The 2,314-nt window shown below is 64.5% G+C and carries 3 protein-coding genes; all 3 read right to left on the bottom strand.

Annotated elements, in window-relative coordinates; genetic code table 11:
* Positions 1-1,286, bottom strand: a 1,286-nt coding sequence (locus EOA60_RS29320; protein ID WP_164899634.1) for a chromosome segregation SMC family protein, incomplete at its 3' end; no start/stop codon positions are given.
* Positions 1,287-1,346: 60 nt separating this feature from the next.
* Positions 1,347-2,075 carry a DsbA family protein gene (locus tag EOA60_RS29315; RefSeq protein WP_067327871.1) on the bottom strand — a complete coding sequence of 243 codons (729 nt, stop codon included), beginning with the start codon at positions 2,073-2,075 and terminating at the stop codon, positions 1,347-1,349.
* A gap of 40 nt (positions 2,076-2,115) precedes the next feature.
* Positions 2,116-2,314: hypothetical protein (locus EOA60_RS38410; RefSeq protein ID WP_206628310.1), on the bottom strand; the 199-nt coding region annotated here is incomplete at its 5' end.

Raw genomic sequence — 2,314 nt, 5'->3', positions numbered from 1 at the left:
ATATCGGAGAGCTCGCGATCGACCTCGGCAAGCTGGCGAGCGAAGCGGTCGCGGCGCTCGGCGGTCTCACGCAAAGTGCGCTCGATCTGGTGGCGCGAGGCGGCCGCCTCGGCGCGTTCGGCCGTCAGCGCGGCAAGCCTGGCTTCGCTCTGCGAGAGCGTCGCGCCGGCCTGCTCGAAGGCGGCGCGGGTGGTGGCTTCGCGCTCGGCAGCACCTGCATTGTCCGAATTGAGCTCGGCTTCCTCGGCGCGGAGACGCTCGAGAATGTCGGCATTGTCGCGCACCATCCGCTCCTCGCGGGCGATGTCTGCATCGAGCTGTTGCAGGCGCCGCTCCAGCTCCGCCTGGCGCGAGCGGATGCGGCCGGCCTCTTCTTCGATCTGCGTCTTGGCGATCGACAGGCGCTGAAAGGCCGCCGCCGCGGCCGCTTCCGCGTCGCGCAGGTCAGGCAGGCGGTGGGCGGCGATGCCCTGCTCCCTCGCAGCGGCCATCTGGGCTGCGGCGCGGTCACCGACCAGCGTGGTGGCAACGGCAAGCGCCGAACGCGCTTCGCTTTCCTGGGTTTTGGCCAGCGTCCAGCGCAGATGCAGAAGCGTCGCCTCGGCCTTGCGGATGTCGGCCGACAGGTTCTTGAAGCGCGAGGCCTGGCGCGCCTGGCGCTTCAGGCTGTCGATCTGGCTTTCCAACTCGCCGACGACATCGTCCAGCCGTTCGAGGTTTTGTTCGGCCGCCTTCAGCCGAAGCTCCGCCTCGTGCCGGCGCGTGTGCAGGCCGGAGATACCGGCGGCTTCTTCGAGCAGCGCCCGGCGCGCCTGGGGCTTGGCCTGGATCAGCTCGCCGATGCGGCCCTGGCCGACCATGGACGGCGAGCGGGCGCCGGTCGACTGGTCGGCGAAGAGCAGTTGCACGTCCTTGGCACGCGCTTCCTTGCCGTTGATGCGGTAGAGCGAGCCCGCCTCGCGCTCGATGCGGCGCGACACCTGCAATTCATCGGCGTCGTTGAAGGCGGCGGGTGCCGTGCGGTCCGAATTGTCAAGGAAAAGCGTGACTTCGGCGGTGTTGCGCGCCGGCCGCGCGCCGGAGCCGGAAAAGATCACGTCGTCCATGCCGGACGCGCGCATGTTCTTGTAGGAGCTTTCGCCCATCACCCAGCGCAGCGCCTCGACAAGGTTGGACTTGCCGCAGCCGTTCGGCCCGACAATGCCGGTCAGCCCGCGTTCGATGACGAACTCGCCGGGCTCGACGAAGGACTTGAAACCGAGGAGGCGAAGGCGCGAAAACTTCATTCGCGCCGCTCCGCAAAGACCAATATGCCGAAGCCAAGCAGCTTCGGCGCGGCCTGGACGTCAGAGCAGAGGGTCGATGATGGCCGACATTTCCTCAATCGACATCGCCCCTTTGTAGGTCTTTCCGTTGATGAAGAAGGTCGGCGTCGAGTCGACCTTGAACTCGTCCGCTCCGCGTTTCTGGACTGCTCTCACATCGTCCAGAAGCTTCTGGTCCGTCAAGCAGGCCTCAAATGACTCCTGTGTAAAACCGGCGAGCTTGGAAATCTGCAGCAGCGCTTCCTTGGTGTTGCTGACGCCGACCCAGCTCGGCTGCTGCTTGAACAACACGTCCACCATGGCGAAATAGTTGTCCTTGGCGCAGCGCGCCAGCATGAAGCCGGCCTCGGCGCTCGGGTCGAAGGGGAATTCGCGTAGGATATAGCGCACCTTGCCCGTGTCGATGTATTTCGACTTCAGCTCAGGGAAGGTTGTGTCGTTGAAATGCGCGCAATGCGGGCAGGTCATCGAGGCATATTCGACGATGGTGACCTTGGCGTCGTCCTTGCCGAGCTGCTTGTCGGGCAAAGCGCCGGGCTTGAGCAGTTCCGCCATGTCGACGGTGCCCTGCGCTTCCGGCACCTGAGCGGCCGCGGGCGTGGCAGGCTTGGCTGGCGTCGACGGATTGGCGGGCTTCACATCGGCCGCCTTTGCCTCTTCACCCGAGTCGCTGCACGCGGCAAGCAGCGCCACTGCCGGAACGGCGGCCAGCGTGGTCAGAAGGTTTCTGCGAGACAAAGAGCGGTTCATGCGAATCACCTGATATCGGTTGGATTTTGCAATGCAAGGGCTAGAAAAGGCGAGAGTTGGCGCGAATTAAGGCATCGGCATCCCCAATCCAATCGCCAAATTTTTCGGGCGCGATCACGAATATGCGATATTGACGACAATTTTGCAGCGCGCTCCACGACTTTTCCCGAAACCGCCGGAACTTTCGGGAGACATGCTCAGGGCTTTTTTTGTCCGAGGATGGTCGCGCCGAGCCGCTC

Source organism: Mesorhizobium sp. M1A.F.Ca.IN.020.06.1.1, assembly GCF_004023265.1.
GTDB lineage: Bacteria > Pseudomonadota > Alphaproteobacteria > Rhizobiales > Rhizobiaceae > Mesorhizobium.
This window is presented reverse-complemented; position numbering and strand designations above follow the sequence as displayed.

What these genes read in the sequence shown, in the direction of transcription:
- EOA60_RS29315 (WP_067327871.1), bottom strand. Translation starts at nt 2,075, where the DNA reads ATGAACCGCTCTTTGTCTCGCAGAAACCTTCTGACCACGCTGGCCGCC.